The organism is Alteromonas sp. KUL150 (assembly GCF_009811475.1).
GTDB lineage: Bacteria > Pseudomonadota > Gammaproteobacteria > Enterobacterales > Alteromonadaceae > Alteromonas > Alteromonas gracilis.
Genome location: NZ_BLIJ01000033.1, coordinates 141708 through 159446, shown reverse-complemented (window position 1 = coordinate 159446; position 17739 = coordinate 141708). Strand labels below are relative to the sequence as shown.

Annotated in this window: 13 protein-coding genes; 6 read left to right on the top strand and 7 right to left on the bottom strand. The window is 44.0% G+C overall.

Features of this window, described 5'->3' with window-relative positions:
* Window positions 1–669: 669 nt before the first annotated feature.
* Window positions 670–2031: a glycoside hydrolase family 68 protein gene (locus GVO62_RS07825; RefSeq protein ID WP_159118470.1), complete on the top strand. Its 1362-nt coding sequence runs from the start codon at window positions 670–672 to the stop codon at window positions 2029–2031.
* A 133-nt stretch (window positions 2032–2164) separates the two neighbouring features.
* Here GVO62_RS07825 and GVO62_RS07820 read toward each other — a convergent pair whose 3' ends face one another.
* The 3 genes from GVO62_RS07820 to GVO62_RS07810 all read right to left on the bottom strand — a co-directional run bounded on the left by GVO62_RS07820 (window position 2165) and on the right by GVO62_RS07810 (window position 9012).
* On the bottom strand, window positions 2165–5902 hold the full coding sequence (locus tag GVO62_RS07820; RefSeq protein WP_159118469.1) for an AAA family ATPase: 3738 nt from the start codon (window positions 5900–5902) through the stop codon (window positions 2165–2167).
* 4 nt (window positions 5903–5906) lie between these two features.
* Complete coding sequence (gene sbcD, locus GVO62_RS07815; RefSeq protein ID WP_159118468.1) at window positions 5907–7448, bottom strand: exonuclease subunit SbcD; 1542 nt, start codon at window positions 7446–7448, stop codon at window positions 5907–5909.
* 271 nt (window positions 7449–7719) lie between these two features.
* Window positions 7720–9012 (bottom strand): TMEM143 family protein, encoded by a 1293-nt coding sequence (locus GVO62_RS07810; protein ID WP_159118467.1) that lies wholly within the window; start codon window positions 9010–9012, stop codon window positions 7720–7722.
* A gap of 225 nt (window positions 9013–9237) precedes the next feature.
* Between GVO62_RS07810 and GVO62_RS07805 the strand changes: the two genes are divergently transcribed.
* A complete protein-coding gene (locus GVO62_RS07805) occupies window positions 9238–9840 on the top strand; it encodes a YigZ family protein (protein WP_159118466.1) in 603 nt (200 codons plus the stop codon).
* 100 nt (window positions 9841–9940) lie between these two features.
* On the opposite strand, the gene GVO62_RS07800 is transcribed toward GVO62_RS07805, so the two are convergent.
* The 3 genes from GVO62_RS07800 to GVO62_RS07790 all read right to left on the bottom strand — a co-directional run bounded on the left by GVO62_RS07800 (window position 9941) and on the right by GVO62_RS07790 (window position 13390).
* A complete protein-coding gene (locus GVO62_RS07800; protein WP_159118465.1) occupies window positions 9941–10477 on the bottom strand; it encodes a redoxin domain-containing protein in 537 nt (178 codons plus the stop codon).
* A gap of 253 nt (window positions 10478–10730) precedes the next feature.
* Window positions 10731–12671, bottom strand: a complete 1941-nt coding sequence (locus tag GVO62_RS07795; protein ID WP_159118464.1) for a M1 family metallopeptidase — start codon at window positions 12669–12671, stop codon at window positions 10731–10733.
* A 290-nt stretch (window positions 12672–12961) separates the two neighbouring features.
* Entirely contained in the window at window positions 12962–13390 is a 429-nt protein-coding gene (locus GVO62_RS07790) for an organic hydroperoxide resistance protein (RefSeq protein ID WP_159118463.1), read from the bottom strand.
* 137 nt (window positions 13391–13527) lie between these two features.
* On the opposite strand from GVO62_RS07790, the gene GVO62_RS07785 reads away from it, so the two are divergent.
* The 3 genes from GVO62_RS07785 (at window position 13528) to GVO62_RS07775 (ending at window position 15386) form a co-directional block, all read left to right on the top strand.
* Complete coding sequence (locus GVO62_RS07785; RefSeq protein WP_159118462.1) at window positions 13528–13977, top strand: MarR family winged helix-turn-helix transcriptional regulator; 450 nt, start codon at window positions 13528–13530, stop codon at window positions 13975–13977.
* Window positions 13978–14189: 212 nt separating this feature from the next.
* Window positions 14190–14846, top strand: coding sequence for a PAQR family membrane homeostasis protein TrhA (trhA, locus tag GVO62_RS07780; protein WP_105930623.1), 657 nt, complete (start codon window positions 14190–14192; stop codon window positions 14844–14846).
* Window positions 14847–14870: 24 nt separating this feature from the next.
* Entirely contained in the window at window positions 14871–15386 is a 516-nt protein-coding gene (locus GVO62_RS07775; RefSeq protein WP_159118461.1) for a hypothetical protein, read from the top strand.
* 153 nt (window positions 15387–15539) lie between these two features.
* Here GVO62_RS07775 and GVO62_RS07770 read toward each other — a convergent pair whose 3' ends face one another.
* Complete coding sequence (locus tag GVO62_RS07770; RefSeq protein ID WP_105930625.1) at window positions 15540–16448, bottom strand: hydrogen peroxide-inducible genes activator; 909 nt, start codon at window positions 16446–16448, stop codon at window positions 15540–15542.
* A 302-nt stretch (window positions 16449–16750) separates the two neighbouring features.
* Here GVO62_RS07770 and GVO62_RS07765 point away from each other — a divergent pair, with 302 nt between their 5' ends.
* The gene (locus GVO62_RS07765; RefSeq protein WP_159118460.1) at window positions 16751–17728 is read left to right on the top strand and encodes a universal stress protein; all 978 of its coding nucleotides are present in this window, start codon (window positions 16751–16753) and stop codon (window positions 17726–17728) included.
* Window positions 17729–17739: the final 11 nt, after the last annotated feature.

Genomic DNA, 17739 nt, shown 5'->3' with positions numbered 1-17739 from the left:
GGAAACTTGCCAGCGCCTTCTGAGAGGGTAATTATCTATGTGGACTGGTATAGAGTATAACCCCAGACAAATGAACCTGTTTGGTCTTAGTTACTCGCAAATTACCGTATGCTTACCGTTTATAAGGGCTTACATGCCTTCGAGTATCTTTTGCGCATAAGACGTCCACTCGTAAATAGGGAGGATGACGAATCGCTTCACTTTACATGATGTTCCATATCTATTTTTGATAAAGATAAAGCATCATAACACCATAATTTTGATAGTATTTACGTGAAATGACTATAATTAAATATAATACTCTCCTAAAAAATGATGCTCAACTGCGACACTTTTCTTCTGCGATATATCTCACCAACCGTACCTACAATTGAGAGGTTGAAAAAATGCATAAAGGTCAGTCTGTTAGGAATTATTTACAACGCCCAATAAAACTTAATCGATTAAGTAAATATTGCAGTCAAGGTGAATAACTTACGTATAACTGTTGCCTTATACCTTCAAAATTAGCATCACCTCTAACTCTAAAAAATCACCAAACCCTAAATTACCTCTAATTATCATATAGATGAAAAACCAAAAACAATACTTGGCATACCACATGCTGAATGTGAGATAGATAGACCGAGGATGACTATCTTTCTTAATCGTAAATACAGGACTGTTTATATGACTTTTAAAAAAACGTTTTTGACTTGTTCAACGACCTTAGCAATTGGCATAGGTCTGCTAGGATCAGCACATGCTGCGCCATCGGAAAATCCGAGAAAACAGATGAGCTACCCAGCGTGGGGCGACTATACTGACGCTTGGACCCGAGATGATGCAGCAAAGATTGAGTTAAAAGAGGATAACACCTTACCTCTTTTAGAAGAGATGCCAGTAGATATTGTTACTGACGAAGTTTGGATTTGGGACACTTGGCCGATGACAAACTTAGACTCTAGAACCGTTAATTATAAAGGTTATAAAGTTATATTCTCGCTAACTGCTGACAGAGATTTAGATTTTCCACAGCGTCATTGGACCGCTGAGATTGGTTACTCGATTTCACGCGATGGAAAAAGCTGGGACTACCAAGGTGATGTTTTCCCCGAAGACGTTGATACGCCGGGACTAAGAGAATGGGCAGGCTCGACTATCCTTGTTGGTAACAAGGTCTACTTTTACTACACGGCCTCGGGTAGCGAAGGCGCTGGACCGAATGATGCTGAATATTTTACCCAAAAGCTCGTTGTGGCTAGTGCAACCATCTCTGCAGATTCAAACGGCATTTCTTTTAGCGACTGGAGCGAGCACGAAATAATCGCTGAGGCGGATGGCGAAATGTATCAAACGCTTGAGCAATCAAAAGCTGGCCCCATCATCTATGGCTTCAGAGACCCGTGGGTATTTAAAAACCCGCAGGACGGTCAAGTCTATATGTTGTTTGAAGGCAATAGTCCAGGTGAAGAAGTTGCTTGCGGTACAACCGATGGCGTAACTAATCCCGTTAACCCTGGTCCTTATGGCGCTAATCCAGCGGCAGCGAACGACAGTTCACTTCCAGTAAGCCCACAGGCGAAATATTATAACGGTAATATAGGTCTTGCCGTTGCTAATGAAGATAGTATGACGGAGTTTGAGCTTCTTCCGCCCATCTTGCATGCTAACTGTACTAACCAACAGCTAGAACGCCCCCACGCAACGTTCTCTGGCGGACTCGTATACCTATGGACTATCAGCCATAAATTTACCTTTTCCCCTGCGCTTCAAGATGCTGGTGTAGATGGGCTATACGGCTTTGTTGGGCCGTCAATTCGCAGTGACTATATTCCACTAAATGGAAGTGGTTTAGTGTTGGCAAATCCGCCTGAAAACAATGAACAAGCTTACTCTTGGTACATGATGCCAGGTGGCTTTGTTGAAGCCTTCTTAGACAATGTCCAGGGTGAGTTTGCTGGTACGCTAACGCCTACGGTTAAGATGGTGACAAAACAACAAACGAAAACTACTTTCGTTCACACTTTTGACGATGCCTTCATTCCATAAACAAACATTTAAGTAATTGCTTTTTTAAAGCAAATAGTGTTGAAACGGGTAAGCGCTTCGCTTACCCGTTTTTATGAGATGAACAAAGCTTTAAGCAAAAAGTAACTTCTATTGCTGGCTGTCGGCTGCGCCACTACCCCACCGCATAAGGCTTTTCTAGTGCACTTAAGCCCACACCGTTGCGTTTAATTACTCTAAGCTGAGTAGGAATACGCTCTTTCATGGCTTCAATATGACTTATCACGCCAATCATTTTTCCGCTGGCATTTAAGTTATCTAGCGCATCAAGGGCCACGTCTAAAGTTTCAGCATCCAGAGTGCCAAAGCCTTCATCCAAAAACAGCGAATCGATACTGGTTTTGTGACTAACCAGGTCTGATAAAGCTAAAGCCAGCGCAAGACTCACTAAGAAACTTTCTCCGCCAGACAAGGTTTTAGTATCTCGCACTACGTCACCTTGCCAAGTGTCTAGTACACTTAAACCTAACCCTTCGTTTTCCTTTCGAATTAGCTGATAGCGACCGTGTAATTTATCAAGCTGCTGATTAGCTAGCTGCACTAAGTTGTCCAAAGTAAGCCCTTGGGCAAAACGTCTGAATTTGTCGCCGCTTGCCGAACCAATCAGTGAGTGCAGGTAAGTAATATCGTCGTAGTAGGCTTCGAACTGGGCCATCTCGTTTACAAGCTGCTGCTGTTTTTTTCGTGCTTGGTTATTGGCGCTTAGCTGCTGTTCAATTTGCCCTAAAGAAGATAATAGCGTGTCACGCTGCTGAGCTTGCTGGGCAATTTTCGTATCGAGCCACTGTGCACCGTGTTCCTGTAAATCGCGCAGCCACTGCTCTGCATGGTCACGCGCTGTAAGCGACTGCTGTGTTGTCAGCGCGTTTTCTAATTTAAGGTCAGCCTGTTGTTTTTGCTCAGTTAATCGCTTTTGCAGCTCAAGAAGCCTAGTTCGGTTTTCTTCGTCTAAAAGGGCATGGCTGAACGCGTGTTCGTCGGTAAAGGGGCTTTCTGCCAACTTACGATTAAAGTACTCAGTTGCTTCTGTAAGTGCCTGCTCTTTTTCGCGCATTTGCTCGTCAAGTTGAGCAATTTCTGCTTCTACGCGAGACAAGATGGTCTGAGTTTGTTGCAAGCGAGATTTGCATTCACTCAGGTTTCGCTCAGCCTGTTCTTGGGCTGCGCTTGCCTTATTCCTTGTTTCAGCAATATCACCTTCAGGGAATATGGTTAAACGCGAATCGCGCAGCGCCTTTAGGCTGCTATCTAACTGCGAGAGTTCTTGGGATACGCCTTTCAGCTGGTTGTCGGCACTTTCGATATCACGATTGAGTACAAGCAAGGTGCTACCCACCTCTTGTAGCTCGCTTTTAAGTTTGCCGTGCAGCTGATGATTTTGTTTATAGGTTTTAAGGGCTTCAACTTTTTCGGCTAACCATTTAGCAATTCCATCGATAGACATATTACGAATTTCAGCACCGTATGCCGTCATCGTCTTGCTGAGCGCCTCAATACTATCGTCAACACTGTTAGTTTTATTCTCTAACTCTGCATTGCGTTCGGTGATTTGTTTTTCCAATGTTTCACGCTGCTGCATTGTAACCGCAAGTTCTGACTGTTTGGCTTGTAGCGCGTGTTGCGCTTCATTTTTACTCTGAATTGCGGCATTAAGGGCTTGCTCGCATTCTTCTATGCGGGTTAACTGTGCGCCAATGTCATCAAGCCGTTTTTTAAACTGTTCGGTAAATTGAGCGACGCTTTGCAATGTATCAATGTCGACCTGTTGGAAGCTCGGTATATCAGCGCACATTGCATGTAAAATCTGCTGCCACGTTGCTAACAACGCCTCTCGTTGCGCAATGGCTTGATCTAGCTGCTTATTAGTCTGAGCAAGGGTAAATTCGGTGTGTGTAACGCTTTCTTTTGCTCGCGCCCCCTGTAGCTCAATATTATCTAGCTGTTGTTTTAAGCTATCTCGCTTTTGAATAGTTTCAGGTACATCAATAACCACGCTAGACGTGGTGTGCTCGTTAGCCCCACACACAGGGCATGGTTCGCCACTTTTTAGCTGAGCACGAAGATGGGCCACTTCAGCATCTAGGGCGATAAGCGCCTCAATGTCTTTTAAATCACCGCGGGTTTGTTTGTAAGCATCAACCAAGGCTTGGCGGTCAGATTGCTGCTGCTGTAACTGTTTCGCTAAGTCTTCCTTCTGTGCACTCAGCGATACCTTATCTTCACCCAGTGCTAAATATTGCTGTTGAACGTGTCCCGCTTGCACTAGGTTGTCCCAGTGGCGAAGTTTATTATCGCGCTCTTGCTGAAGACCCATTTTGCTATTAGCGCTGGCCTTACTGGGATCAGATAGCGCGTCAGCCAATAAAGCATGAAGTGCCTTTTCGCACTTGGCAACTTGCGCGTTTTTGGTATCGAAGGTCTGAGTTAAGGTGTTTAAGGTTTCATTGTTTTTTGCGATAGCTTCATCTTGGGATGAAAGCGCCTGACGATCATTCTTTACGCTTTGTGTCAGTGCATCTAATTGCTTCTGATCTTGTTCAATATAACGGGCCGTTTCACTCCAGCCGCTGATAAACTCAGCCATACCGCTCAGTGAATGGTGTTCATTTAAGTAGGCTTCCAATGCTTCGAGTTTTGTCTTGTTATCTGCCGAGGCATTTTCAATTTCTGTGCGCTTTAGTGTTAGCGCGTTTATTGAGCCCGTTAAATTCGCGACATGTTCGTTTGCCTTTTGTTGAGCGGCAGTGTTCTGCGCGATTTCGTTATCCAGCGGAACAACCTGCTCGTTTATGCGCTTCTCAAGCTCACTACTTTGCTGCTTTACTTGAAGTAGCGCTTGTTCAGCTTTACTCACTTCCGAACTGAGCTGTGCTTTTTGCGTTTTTAAATCGGGAAGCTGAGTTGTCTTTTCACCAAGCTTTTCTTTGTACCGTGTTACATCTTGCTGAAGCCCGTTTCTCTGCAAGAACGGCAGACGAAGTTTTTCAGCGGGCTCACTTTGGGTTAAAAGATCAAGTTCTTGCTTTGCCTCATTGATGGCGTTATTCGCGGCCTGCTGTGCTTCACTGGCTGCTTTAATGGCTAGCTCGTTGGCGCTAAATGCATGTTCCCACTGCTGCTGCTTTTGCAGTTCCGCAAGTGTTTGGTTAAACGCTGCGACTTGGCCTTTGGTTTCGGCTTGCTCTTCTTCAAGCTGGATAATTTGCTCGTCGCTTAGCAAAGTTACGCCTTCTAACTTTATCGCGAATTCTTTCTTCTTTTGTTTAGCATCGCTAAATTGCTGATGCACTACCTGTGATATTTGCCCGTAAATTTCGGTGCCAGTTAACTCTTCAAGCAGCTCGGCTCGGTCGGCCTCGTTAGCATTTAAAAATGCAGCAAAATCCCCTTGCGACAGCATCATAGACTTAGTAAAGCGGGCAAAATTAAGGCCGGTCAGCTTCTCTATCTCTTCACTTTTCGGTCTAACCTGGGTAGCCAGTACCTTGCCGCTTCCCACTTCAGCTAGCTCAACATCGGCACTTTGCAGGTTACCGTCTACTTTACCTCTAGCGCGGCGCATACTCCAAAACGCGCGGTAGGCTTTACCCTTAATATCAAACTCAACTTCCGCCAAACACTCCGCCGTGCCGCGGGTCATGATGTCGTTGTTAGACGTTGAAATTGGCCCCAGGCGAGGGGTTTGGTGATAAAGCGCTAAACAAATGGCATCAAGTAGCGTGGTTTTACCCGCCCCCGTTGGGCCTGTGATAGCAAACAGGCCATTGTCGATAAACGGCGACTGGGTGAAATCTATCTTCCATTCCCCTTTTAGGGCGTTTAGGTTTTTAAGGCGTAAGGTCAATATTCTCATCGTATTATTCGCCTTTTCCTTTGTGGTCTCGCTTATCTGCACTGACTTGACCTTGCTCAGACTCGCTCGCGCTTACAGATGAGACGTCGCTTTCATTTTGAGATGAGACTTTATTGCTGGTATAGCCTTCAGTCTTTGCTTTCGATGTCTCACCTGACACATCAGCATCTTCGTCATTGGTATTTACACGCTCTACCGCTTCATTGAACATCAGTCTAATCCGGTCTATGCGCGAAGTGTTTTCCTTTGAGTCAGCAACATCTGTGACATCGTCGCTTTCTACTACTCCCGGCAGTAATTCTTCGGTCTTTTCGCTGCTTGGATTCTCTTCTATGGTCTCTAATGCCAAACGCGCTTCAAACACCTCATTTACCGACAGCTCGCTTAGCTGCACGTTTTGTTTTTCTGTTAAGCTCTTTACCGTGCGCTTGCGCTTGCGTTTTAATTGCAAAATTTCAGCATTTTTCCCCTCTAATAGGCCCTGAATACGCTGCTGCAAATCAGTTAAATAGTCTTCTGTTTCAACCTCAATGCACAGCCATACGGGGGGCTGAACGGAATTATTTGCGTCATCATCGGTGAGAGACGCTACAGCAATGGCTTCGCTTTTATTGATAACTTCCTCAATCGTCTTTAAGTCGCCTTTTATCACTTCCATAGCCTGGAAGCGGGGTACTGGAAGCGTAGAAAGGGTTGGTGTTGTACTTTCAGAATCAAACGATACTAGCACCACTTGTTTTTGCGTGTTCAGTTCATCAAAACTTAGCGGTATGGGCGAGCCTGAATAGCGAATATGCTCTGTTTTCGCCACTTTTTGTGGCCTGTGAATATGCCCAAGGGCTATGTAGTCAGCGGGTGGAAAACCTTTGGCGTCGAAGCCTTCAAGAGTGCCGATGTAAATATCACGCACACTTTCTGATTGACTCACGCCCAAGGCGGTTAAGTGCCCAGTGGCAATAATAGGAATGGCTGCGCTACGTTCACTGCCTTCTTTCCTTTGTTTTTCTTCTATTGAGGTGCGCAAGGATAAGGCCTCATCGTACAGCGACGCATAGTGCTGCTTTATTGCATCGCCAAGTGCCTGGCGCTTGTCGGTGGCGCTTTGCCCTGCCTCACTTATTAGAACGTCACGAGGGCGAATAAATGGTACCGCACACAGCACCGCACTGGGCTGGCCCTTGCGGTTATTAAGTGCAATCACTTGTTCACCTAATTCGCCATAGGTACTGGCTATCACATGACTATTTAAGTATTTCAGTAACGCCTTGCTTTCATTTAACACTGACACCGAGTCGTGATTTCCCCCCAGCACCACCAAGGTGCACTGCTTACCCTGTAGCTCGCCGATAAAAGCATGGTAGAGCTCTCTGGCATAGCTAGGCGGCGTGCCCGTGTCAAATACGTCCCCCGCGACAATGATCGCATCTATGTGATGCACATCTACTTGTTGAAGAAGCCACTTAAGAAAGGCAGCATGTTCGTTTTTACGACTTTTGGTAAAAAAACTCTGACCTAAGTGCCAGTCAGATGTATGCAATATTTTCATGTAGAAGTGAACCAGGCTTGTTGCATTGGAGATAGAGGTGCGCATTCAGTGCAATGCGGCTGTTGCCAGGGTGTGTAAATGACGCTCTACACACCTTAAAGCAACTATAGAGATTTTGTGGTTTTATGACAATGGTTTGTATGCATTGTGCAATACGTGCAATACGTGCAATACGTGCAATATGCACAATAAGCAGTATTTAAGAATAACGTGAATGTCTGCAGGCTTAAATTTCTCACCTATGCATGGCATTTGTAAGGCTAAGCGATCATCAAACAGGCTGATAAATATTGTCCCAGTAATCGTCAAGTGTCTTAACAGCATCACTAAGCCCTCGAGCAATAAAAACATCGCCGCTTCGTTCAACTAAATCCATGTCCACCAATTTATCAATGGCATCGGTAACGTCGAAGTCGAGTGCACAATCGAGTTCTTCTAAAAAGTACGCTTCTATCACGCTATCAAGCGTCGCTAATGTCATTCCACCGGCAACAACTTCATGCTCTGCTTGAGCCGAACATAATGCAGCATCGCCTTCAGCGGAGACTTTGCTGCATCTAAGTAGAAAAGTGTAAGCCAACAAGGCTTCTTTGCAGTCCTCTTCTTCTGCGGCATCAATTAACGTATGAAACACGCCTGCGTTGTTGTCTAAATTTTTAAAATACAGATTGTCAGACAACGCTTTCATAAAGCGTATTTTTCGATTTTTAAATTTTGTCCATTCCTTAAAGACAAAGCTACCGAATACCCCCATGCCAATTCCAAAAGTAATGAGACTTTGCTTGGTCAGTTCCACCTCGTCGTCCTTAAAGCCCAGCCAAAACGCGAGAAATGACGCCATAAGTAGTAGCGACGCGCCTAATTTAGTGACTAACACAACGGTGCCGCCAATTGCAGCTGATGCACTAATAATTAACTTATCAAGCGGGCGCATTTTTACTTCGCTGTTGGGAAACAGCATTTCTAGGTCAGCTTTAGGTACGTTTTGAAAAAGCTTTACGATGGTTGAACCAGGTTTAAACGTTAATGGCTTTTGCCCTTTTTGTTTAAAGTAGGCTTCATCTTTAAAGGTGATATACACGGCTACTTTATCGTAATTAGTAAACGACACCTGCTTTTTGCGTAAACCGAAAAATGTTCGTACTGTTTCAGTTTTTACTGACTCACCTCGTCGATAAAACACCACATTCTCAAAATCGTCGAAACTAACAGCAAGGCGTACTTTAAACAGAGATTCTTCTTTAAGTGCAGCTTCTAAGTCTTCATCTGTGACTTTTTCAAAATTAGCGGCGTTTAATAAGTTTGCAAAACCATTCGCAAATGCTTTCTGATTTTGTTTACGCACAGCTTCGCTTGAGACGTGCAGGTCACGAGTATCTTTATTCGGGTCGAAATGACTGTAACTGTTTTTCAATGTTTCCAGTTGCTCGTGGTACTGGTAATGAATACGATTCACTAACAAGGTCGAAAAAGTACGAAAGCAGGCGGACTCTTGCGCAAGCAAATTTTCACACAACGTAGCGACGTCGCACTTGCGAAAAGGGATAAATCGTTCTAACGGCATGAATTGTTCTTATGAGTTTTTTTGCTTCTTATAGGGCACAGATAATCACTCTTGGAAAAGGAAAAAACAACCATTCCATGCTGAATTAAGCCCAATGGATGAGCCGTGATTACATATTTTATGAACAAACCACGTAACTTCGTAACACATAAAACGTAACACGTAAAACGCTCGACTTAGCTCATTAGGCTTATAAAAAAAATCGTCTTCGCTTACAATGCGCAGATGACTTATCCCGTTCCCGCTACACAGGTTGAAACCCTGTACGAAATTAAAAAAAGCAAATTCATTGCTTGCGCTGGCTTTGCTAATTCTCGCGAAAGTGCCATGGCGCTTTTAGACAGCGTTAAACAACAATACCCCGACGCCAGACACCATTGCTGGGCTTATGTCTTTGGGAATCCCAATTCGCCAACTAGTGCAGCAATGGCCGATGATGGCGAGCCTAGCGGTACAGCCGGTAAACCCATATTAAATGTACTCCAACACAAAGATATCGGCGATATTATGGTTATCGTTACACGATATTTTGGCGGCATAAAATTAGGGGCTGGCGGCCTTGTTAGGGCTTACTCCGCAGCTGCGCAGCAAGCTATCGATGCCCTTGAAGTACGAGAAGAAGTAAAGCTGGAAACAGTGTTGGTTAACCTTGATTTCAAACACGAACAGTTTGTAAGACACTTAGTTGAAGAGGCACAAGGTAATATCGCAAGCTGCGATTACACTAACAGCGTGGATATGCAAGTTGCACTTCCATTAGCTGCAATAGATGGTTTTAAAAAACAGATGGCGCCAATTGCCTATTCAATCTCACATTCAGACGATTAGATTTAAAAAAACTCTACTCCACTTTTGCTCATACAGAAAAATAGAAGGCCTTCGCTTACACTGATGGCCTTCTAGATTACTTAGATAGTAATAAACAGACTTACTCTTTAAACGTACCGCGAATTGGATAATTGTTGTCGGGATTACGAATAAACTCCAGACCCGACACCAGCTGCTCTAAATCTGGACGCACAAATGGCGCGTTGGCAATTTCAGCAATATGAATCTTATTATTCTCGTTCAGTACAAATAGCGCTGGCTCCGAAAAGTTGTGGTCTGTTTCTTTCTCTGAACGGGGCTCGGAAATATACAAGCCTAAGGTTTTCATATCGCTCTGCGATAGACCACAGGCAATTGGAAATGTAATTGACAGTTCGTCTAAGTGTTCATCGAGCTGCTGCTTACTGTCACCGCTTATTGCAATGAGGTCTGTGTTGATCTCTCGAAGACGACCTTTGAAATCTTCGAGCTTATTTAAATATTTTGTACATATGGGGCAATGTTTGCCGCGAAACACGACTACCATTTTCCAGTCGCAGCCCTCTTCTTTGCTTGTAAGCGACACCGACTCTCCGGTAGAAAGCGTTACGTTGATGTCTGGAAACGTCGTTGTAGGGTGCATTTTTTGCGTATACATAAACAGTCCTTAATTATTGAATTGAATCCTTCAAAGTACATCCAACAAGCTTATTTGATGCAATGTACTTCTGCTGCACAAGGACTAATTGATACGAGGAAAAATTCATTCAGATCGCCTAACTGAACACTCGTTCAAAACTTCTTGTGTATTTTGCACAATAAGCGCGAAGTTTTGAAAGAGACAAAAAAAGCAGCTCCTTCGAGCTGCTTATATTTAACTGAACTATGTTTTTGTAGCGCGATTGTGTCGCTTACTCTAAGTAGCCTTCATTGGCTTTCACGGTGAGTGGGTGATAGCCCGGTTTTGCCTCTTCAAAAGCGCGCTTAGCAAATGCCTTGCCTTCTGGCGTTTTTGATAGTTCGCGGTAAAGGGGTTTAACCAGCTTGTTTCGCCCTATCGACACCAAATAGCTATACAAACGCTCAAACGCAGGCTGATAGTTATTTTCTACTGCAATCATTAGCCAGCTATGGGCAATTTCGTTGTTTTTAGTAGAGGTGAGTGAAAACGCTGAATCTAGCTCTACAAGCTGTGCTTCACTGAGTGACTCAGGCATATTGTTTAAGAAGTACAGCCACTCGTGTACCGTCCATTGTCCTGTTTCAATATCAGCAGCCTTTATTCCACCAGACAACCAAGCGCTGCGGGTCTCATCGATTTTAGAAAATGCATCAGACTCAGGATGTGGTGCGCCCTCTGGAATACCAGGCTCAAAAATCCATGTGTGAATGCGTTCAGCGTCTAGCTCATTAGGATATTGTTTCAACAAGGTTTTATCTAAATAGGCAATAAAGGTATCGGTTGTGATGCTCTTAAAGGCAAAGTCTTTGAAGTATTGCATTAAAAACGCATCAAAATTTTCGCGCCCAATTTTTTGTTCAATTTCACGTAAGAATAGCGCGCCTTTTTCATAGGGAATATTAGAAAACACGTCGTCCGGATTACGACCGCGAAGGTCAATCGCAAGGATTTCGTCATTGTCATCTAGAGCCGCAACGTCGTTCTCTAAATCTTGATAACCTAATACTGCTTCTTTTTTAAAGCGGTCATGACCATAGATCATTTCCATAATGCGGTAGGTTAAATAGGTCGTGAAACCCTCGTTTAACCACAAATCGCGCCATGTAGCGTTAGTAACCGTATTTCCAGACCAGCTGTGTGCTAGTTCATGGGCAATTAGTGAAACCAAGCTTTTATCACCCGCAATAACCGTTGGCGTAATAAACGATAGTCGAGGGTTTTCCATACCGCCGAAGGGGAACGAAGGAGGCAGGATAAGCAGATCATAGCGATCCCACTGGTAAGGACCGTAGGTCGCTTCTGTTACTTCAAGCATTGCTTCAGTATCTTCGAATTCTTTCGCAGCACTTTCCAGTAGTGCTGGCTCAGCGTAGACCCCCGTGCGCTCACCCATAGCTTTAAACTCTAAATCACCTATCGCTAATGCAATAAGATAAGAGGGGATTGGCTGTGGCATAGTAAATTCGTATTCACCGTCACGTTCCGTCGTTGGGTCGTTTGATGCACTCATTACCGCCAACAAGGCTTCTGGTGTTTTAATGGTAGCGTCATACGTTACGCGAACTTGGGGCGAGTCTTGAAGCGGAACAAAGCTTCTAGCATGAACCGCTTGCGTGAATAAAAACGGATGCTTTTTACCTGCGGTTTGAGCTGGTGTTAACCACTGCACGCCCGAGGCCTCTGGTGAGGTCGAATACGCAACTGTTAATGAGTTGGCAGCGCTTGGTAAAGTAATAGAAAGAGGCGTCCCCAAATCAGGATCAGTCTCTCCCATATCAAAGGGAACATCCTCACCATCGACACTCACACGTTGAATATCTAACCCACGTGTATCTAATACCAATGTGTCGTTTTCAGGTTTTGCGCGTTCAATGTCTAACGTTACGCTACCAATTAGCTGCTTAGACTCAAAGTTTGCGGTGAGATCTAAACTTAGATGAGTAACTCGAACTTCGTTTGGGTTCGCAAAAGAGTGATAGTCTATGCCTGAAGCGATGGCTTCATCGGCATGTTTTTCTACTTGAGTATTTGCTGCTTGAGCGTTTGAACCCGATTCAACCTTAACGGCTTTATCTTTATCTGCCTTCGCTGTGTCTACATTCTGATTATCACTACACGCAAATAAAACAGGTGCACAAATAAATGTAGCCAGTAGTCCGTATTTTCTCATAGAGCTTCCTAAAGGATTATTGATACGGTAATAGTGTATCAAGCCCCATTACGGCTGGCGAATCAAATGCGAAGAGCGGTGTTGCACCTGCGCTATATTTCGAAAACGCTATAGTGAAAGAGCGCGATATTGCGCAAAAAGCATTGCAAGAAGTGATGCGTTAATTCAATAAAAGCTTGCCGTAAATGTTCTTATGTAAACTCACGCTTTGTTTTTAACAAGTGAACACGGTTAATGTGGATAGTTACGCCCACTTTGGCAGGCGTAACCGCTTAACCGCTGTTAATTGATTAGGCTAAATTGATATCTACTTCTATATTACCGCGTGTTGCATTTGAGTATGGACATACTTTATGCGCAGTATCGACCAAGCTTCGCGCTTGTGCTTGCTCCATATCGCCTAAATCTACCGTCAGTTTAACCGCAATAGCAAAGCCTTGCTCAATGGGACCAATTGACACATCACCTGTAACACTAATGTCGTCAGCTAACTTTATTTTTTGCGCCGCAGCCACGTGTTTCAGTGCACCAATAAAACACGCCGAATAGCCTGCAGCAAACATCTGTTCTGGGTTTGTGCCTTCTCCACCTGCGCCGCCCAGCGCTTTCGGGGTAGATAATTTAAGATCTAGGTTCCCGTCACTTGATTTCGCCGTTCCTTCTCGACCGCCAGTTGCGGTTGCAGTTCCGGTATAAACGACTTGTTGAAGCTTATGCATAGTTGCTCTCCTTATTAGCGAGTTAATATATTTTGCATGCAAAATAAATTAACACCTAACCAACTTGCGGATCAAGTGCTTTGTATGCAAAATATTATCCTTAGTCAAAAGGCAACATCGGTAAAGGTTATAGCGTTATGTCAGAATTATTGAAGTTGGAAAATCAGCTTTGTCATCGGTTTTATACGCTATCGAACGCGTTTACTCGCGCTTACCGGCCCCTTCTTAAAGCGCTCGATATCACCTACCCGCAATATGTAACCTTAATGGCCTTGTGGGAAACTGACAACGTTACTATTGCCGAGCTTCTTGATAAGACCGCTATCGATGGTGGCGCTATGTCGCTAATACTTAAAAAGTTAGAAGACAAAGGCTTTTTAATGATTACCAAAGATAAAACCGATAAGCGAGTTAAGCGCGTACAGCTCACAAAGGCGGGAGAAGAAAAGAAAGCCCTAGCCGAAGACGTCCCCGCTCAGATGCTTTGCAAGCTGGACGGTATGACTACTGAAGAAAGCCGCACTTTACGGGATCTTCTTGATAAATTAGGTGACTGCTTTGAGAGCGCAATGCGCGAGTCGTTGTAGAGAGTGTACCTAGTTTGTCATAACTAGCACTGCCAATTTCTGTTATTATTTAAACTTCAGCGAACATGTGTGCGCTGTAAGTATCTCAGTACTATACTCTCACCTGTACGTGCTCTCCCTGTACGTGCTCTCACCTGCACATGTTACGGGGTGTTACACAAAACACTAGGTGGAGAGGTTCGCATATTTTTAAAGTAAAAAAAGGAGCTGTGATGACACAAGAAGAAACACAGATAAAAAGTATCCCAGCAAAAGCTTATTCTGTTCTGGAAGAGTGGATGAACAGCATTACTCACGGACTCGGGCTTATCGCGGCAATTATCGGTCTAGTGTTCATGGTGTATCGCGCCGACAATCCTCTTGCGTTAACAACGGCTGTTATTTACGGGTCTACACTAATTTTAATGTTTCTAAGCTCAACCCTCTATCACGCTATCTCACATGACAAAGCAAAAGGATGGCTGAAACTGTTCGACCACAGTGCAATATACTTACTGATAGCAGGTACTTACACACCTTTACTGTTGGTTTCAATTGGTGGCGTATTGGGAATAACCATGACCGCCGTTATTTGGTGCCTAGCAATTGGTGGAGTCGCATTCAAATTAGTAGCGCAACATCGCTTTCCTAAAGTGTCGGTAATGACCTATTTATTGATGGGGTGGATAGCGCTAGGTCTTATTTACCCGTTATACCTTGCTCTTCCGGGTGCGGGCCTCTGGCTACTTGTAGCAGGAGGTTTGTGTTTTAGCTTAGGCGTGTGCTTTTATGTAGCGAAAAAGGTAAAGTACACACATGCAATTTGGCACCTGTTCGTTATAGGCGGATGCAGCTGCCATTATTTTTCTATTTATTATTTTGTATTTTGATAACAGGCCCTTAGAAGCGCAGATATGCAAGCATTTGATACGAAAGATGACAGCCCCAAAACTTCACCTAAGATTGCATGGTTTTCTTTGCGTGCAGGGAAAATATGCCTGGGCAAAAAACCTGTAGAAAATGACTTTAAACAACTCAAATCACTTGGCGTTACCCATATTGCTACTGTGCAAACCAGTGAAGAAAACGCCCCTATTGTTCGCGATAATTCTGCAGCTGCGGGCATAGACTGGCTATGGGTACCCTTCATGCATCCGTCATCTGAATCTCCGACTGAAGATGTACATCTTCATCAATATCTTCACGAGCTATCTCAAATGCTAAGCGAGGGAGCAAAAATATATTTACACTGCGACGGCTCTCAACACCGCTGTAGTCTTTTGTTTTATGCGCTCTGTCATTATTGCCGTATTCCATCAAATAGTGCTTACAACGCACTGCATAGCTTCGGCGCAAGCGCAGCAAACAACCTACTAAGATCAGAGCTTACTTGGGCGGCAGAACTAGGGCATGTTGCGCCAAAAATGTAGTCTTTGGCTCTCCTTTTTGCCTCTTTAGAGTAGGTACAGCGTAACACGTCTGCATTTCAGGTAACGGCTCCCTCAGGTGAAAAACAAAAAAGCGGCTGCCATGTTTTTGGTCAACCGCTTTTAATAAGGCTAAGACGCCGTCTCAATGGCTAACTACTTCAATGTTGGAATAGGCAGTAGTGGCGAAATAATTTCACCAATGCGGCGAAACAGCTGCATTCGGGTTGTACCTGAGCGCCATACCAACCCAATCTCTCTAAAACCTTGGTCTTCTGCTGGAAAGCTTTTCAAGCCGGTATGCTCAAGAATAGACTGATTGATGGCAAGTTCTGGCAAAAAGGTATAGCCCATTTTACTGTTTGCCAACTGAACCAGTGTATGCAGACTACTTGCGGCAACACTACTTATTTGATCACTGTGCTGAAGATTACATGCACTCACAGCATGGCCTGTCATACAATGCTCTTGTTGAAGCAAAAATATACTTTTTTTAGGTAGGCCTGAAATATCAACAGGATTTGGCAGCTGCGCCGCCATGTCTTTGTGCGCTATCAAATGAAAAGGGTCATGACCCAACACCATCTGCTTACACCCCGGTGTCTCCATAGGAAGCGCTAAGATTAACAAATCGAGTCTTCCGTCAGTTAGCTGCTGAAGTAACTTCTCTGTGGTGTCTTCCTGCATCTCTAAATTGATATCGGGAAGAAAGGCAGAAAATGCTCCCATCATGCCTTCGAAAAGAAAAGGAGCAATGGTGGGAATGACACCAAGCTTAAGGGTTCCTCTCTGCCAGTTTCCTGCGTTTTGAGCGTACTCTACCAACTCTCCTGCTTCCTGCAGTAACACCTTACTGCGTTCAACAATGTCTAAACCTAAAGATGTAAACACAAAGGTCTTATGCTCACGTTCCAGTAACTGGCTTCCAAAATGCTCTTCTAAGTTTTGAATGGCCGTACTCAACGTTGATTGGCTAACATTACAACGCTGGGCTGCTCGGTGAAAATGCTGTTCCTGATAAAGCGTTACCAAATAATGTAGGTGCTTTAGATTTGGCCATTTCATCGGCTTCTCTCTATTCTTTAAAGGGATTAAAAGACAATGAATTAATCTAACATAAAGATTACAAACAGCCTAGACATCCGCAATATTTATGTGGGGTGTTTGCGCTAATGTTGTTGCAATAAAACCATATCCAGCCCCACTAATTACGAAGGTTTTAAGAAATCTTTATCTCTTCTCTGGAAAGCATGAATAAGTAGCGTTAGGATTAAAAAAGAGTAATCTTCGCAACGTATTCTTTAACAGCTGCGTAGACGCACTCTCGTCATTTTTCAGCCATAGCGCGAGTACCTATAGAGGGCAATATGAAAGGACATTATAAGAATATTTTATGTGTATTAAGCGACGCTCATCGACAGGATGATACTGTGGCACAGGCACTTCATATCGCCAAAGCACATCAGGCCTCGCTCACGATAATGCTCTCTTTAGAGGCCTTGCCACCAAATGCCAGTATGGTAATGGAGTCGTTTTCATACATCGATTCTCAACAGTCTATGGAAACGCAAGCTAAACATTGGCTGAAAGAACAAGCTGAAAATTGGGGTGAACAATATGATGTTTCTACCGCAGTAACAGTAGGTCAGCCTTTAATTGATGTTGTGCACTATGTTATTCGTAATGATGTCGACTTAGTTATAAAAAGAGCTGAAGAAAGTTTTCTGGATAAGCTATTTGGCAGTCTCGATATGAGGCTTTTCCGTAAGTGTCCCTGCCCTGTCTGGATAATAAATCACAAGCCTCGTAGCCAATATAAAAACGTAGTAGCGGCGCTCGATTTAAACTATCACTATCCTACTCATGAGGTTTCCATCAGACGAGACCTGAATAGAGATATACTGCAACATGCCGCTCAAATAGCATTACTCGAATTTGCTCAACTGCATATTGTCCACGTGTTCGATGCTGTGCCAGAAAACATCGCAAGGGACGGATTTATTACCGTAGACAACGACAGAATGGAAACGGACCTTGCCAAAATACATTCTGAACGAGAAGAAGAGTTAGAGAGATTACTTACAGAATTATCAAACGAGCTAGATGAGAATGTTTGGGAGTATTTAAACCCTCAAAAACATATAGTACATGGCTATCCAAGAAGGGAGATCGCCGCTACCACTACGTCACTTGATACAGACATCATTGTAATGGGAACGGTAGCAAGACTGGGCGTTCCGGGGTATATCATGGGCAGTACAGCTGAAGAAACCATCCACCAGTTAAAATGTGCAGTGGTAGGTGTTAAACCGAGAGGCTTCGAGAGCCCCATATCGGCAGAGTAACGTAAACGTTG

Excerpts from the sequence above, each read along its gene's own strand:
- GVO62_RS07825 (WP_159118470.1), top strand. The coding sequence starts at position 670 with ATGACTTTTAAAAAAACGTTTTTGACTTGTTCAACGACCTTAGCAATT.
- GVO62_RS07820 (WP_159118469.1), bottom strand. The coding sequence starts at position 5,902 with ATGAGAATATTGACCTTACGCCTTAAAAACCTAAACGCCCTAAAAGGG.
- sbcD (WP_159118468.1), bottom strand. The coding sequence starts at position 7,448 with ATGAAAATATTGCATACATCTGACTGGCACTTAGGTCAGAGTTTTTTT.
- GVO62_RS07810 (WP_159118467.1), bottom strand. The coding sequence starts at position 9,012 with ATGCCGTTAGAACGATTTATCCCTTTTCGCAAGTGCGACGTCGCTACG.
- GVO62_RS07805 (WP_159118466.1), top strand. The coding sequence starts at position 9,238 with ATGACTTATCCCGTTCCCGCTACACAGGTTGAAACCCTGTACGAAATT.
- GVO62_RS07800 (WP_159118465.1), bottom strand. The coding sequence starts at position 10,477 with ATGTATACGCAAAAAATGCACCCTACAACGACGTTTCCAGACATCAAC.
- GVO62_RS07795 (WP_159118464.1), bottom strand. The coding sequence starts at position 12,671 with ATGAGAAAATACGGACTACTGGCTACATTTATTTGTGCACCTGTTTTA.
- GVO62_RS07790 (WP_159118463.1), bottom strand. The coding sequence starts at position 13,390 with ATGCATAAGCTTCAACAAGTCGTTTATACCGGAACTGCAACCGCAACT.
- GVO62_RS07785 (WP_159118462.1), top strand. The coding sequence starts at position 13,528 with ATGTCAGAATTATTGAAGTTGGAAAATCAGCTTTGTCATCGGTTTTAT.
- trhA (WP_105930623.1), top strand. The coding sequence starts at position 14,190 with ATGACACAAGAAGAAACACAGATAAAAAGTATCCCAGCAAAAGCTTAT.
- GVO62_RS07775 (WP_159118461.1), top strand. The coding sequence starts at position 14,871 with ATGCAAGCATTTGATACGAAAGATGACAGCCCCAAAACTTCACCTAAG.
- GVO62_RS07770 (WP_105930625.1), bottom strand. The coding sequence starts at position 16,448 with ATGAAATGGCCAAATCTAAAGCACCTACATTATTTGGTAACGCTTTAT.
- GVO62_RS07765 (WP_159118460.1), top strand. The coding sequence starts at position 16,751 with ATGAAAGGACATTATAAGAATATTTTATGTGTATTAAGCGACGCTCAT.